At 71.6% G+C, this 1,570-nt stretch carries 1 protein-coding gene; it reads left to right on the top strand.

Annotated elements, in window-relative coordinates:
• A partial coding sequence (locus F5972_RS36745; protein ID WP_150940766.1) for an amino acid adenylation domain-containing protein occupies positions 1-1,570 on the top strand: 1,570 nt, incomplete at both ends.

Raw genomic sequence — 1,570 nt, 5'->3', positions numbered from 1 at the left:
CTGGGCGAGGCCGAGCGGCGGGTGGTGGTGGAGGAGTGGAACGACACGGCGCGTGTGGTGGGTGCGGGTTCGCTGGTGGAGCTGTTCGGGGCGCAGGCAGGGCGGACTCCGGACGCGGTGGCCGTGTCGGAGGCGGTGTCGGATGCGCTGCCTAACGGTGGGGTGGTGTGGACCTACGCGGAGTTGGCTCGGGTTTCGGATCGGGTGGCGTGTGGGTTGCTGGCTCGGGGGGTGGGCCGGGGTGTTCGGGTCGGGGTGGTGATGGAGCGGTCGGCTGCGGTGATCGCGGTGCTTTTGGGCATCGTGAAGGCGGGGGCGGCGTATGTGCCGGTGGATGTGTCCTGGCCTGTCGCCCGGCAGCGGGCGGTGCTCCGCCACACCACGCTTGTGGTGACCGACCACGACACCACCACCCGCGACATCACCACCGACTACGGCGAATCCGGTCACGACAGCGCGACCTGGCGAACCGCCGACCAGCCCGCCGAGTACGGAGGCGGGACCGGCCACTTCATGGGCTCGGTCGTTGAGGTGGCGGCTCAGGTGCTGTTGGAGGGGCCGGACGGGGTTCCGGGGGTCGAGGTCTTGTCGGGTGATGTGGTGTATGTGATGTACACCTCGGGGTCGACGGGTGTGCCGAAGGGGGTGGAGGTCACCCATGGGTCGGTGGCGGGGCTGGTCGCCGATTCGTGTTGGGGTGGGGCGGTGCGGCGGGGGATCGTGTGGCATGCGCCGCATGCGTTCGATGCGTCGGTGCTGGAGATCTGGGTGCCGTTGGCGGCCGGTGGCCGGGTGGTGGTCGCGCCGGGGGTGGTGACCGCTTCGGTCCTGGCCGGCCTGACTGGGCGGTCGGGGCCGGATGGGTCGGGCGAGGTGGCCGGGGTGGGTGCGGTGCATCTGACGGCGGGGGCGTTCGGGGTGCTGGCGGAGGAGGATCCGGGGGCGCTGGCGGGGCTGGATGAGGTGCTGACCGGTGGGGATGTGGTCCCGGCCGGGGCGGTGGCGGCGGTGCGCGGCGCCAATGAGCATGTGGTGATCCGGCATTTGTACGGGCCGACGGAGGCGACGTTGTGCGCCACGACGTTCACGGTGGGCCGGGGGGAGGCGGCTCCGGGGGTGTTGCCGATCGGGCGGCCGCGGGACAACACGCGGGTGTTCGTGCTGGATGAGTTCCTTCAGCCGGTCCCGGCCGGGGTGGCGGGGGAGGTGTACATCGCGGGTTCGGGGTTGGCGCGGGGGTATCTGGGCCGTCCGGACCTGACCGCCGAGCGGTTCGTGGCCTGCCCGTTCACCCCTGGGGAGCGGATGTACCGCACGGGGGATCTGGCCCGTTGGCGGGGTGACGGGCAGCTGGTCTTCGCGGGCCGGGCCGATGAGCAGGTGAAGATCCGCGGGTTCCGCATCGAACCCGGCGAGATCGAAGCCGTCCTGGCGAGCCATGAGTCGGTGGCGCAAGCGGTGGTGGTCGCCCGCGAGGACCGCCCGGGCGACAAGCGCCTGATCGCCTACATCGTCCCCACCACCGAAAACACCATCGAAAGCGGCGACACCAGCGACGGCAGCGGCACCG

Source organism: Microbispora cellulosiformans, assembly GCF_008728085.1.
Lineage (GTDB): Bacteria > Actinomycetota > Actinomycetes > Streptosporangiales > Streptosporangiaceae > Microbispora > Microbispora amethystogenes.
The sequence above is the reverse complement of the archived record's forward strand: the minus strand, read 5'-3'. Positions and strand labels throughout refer to the sequence as shown.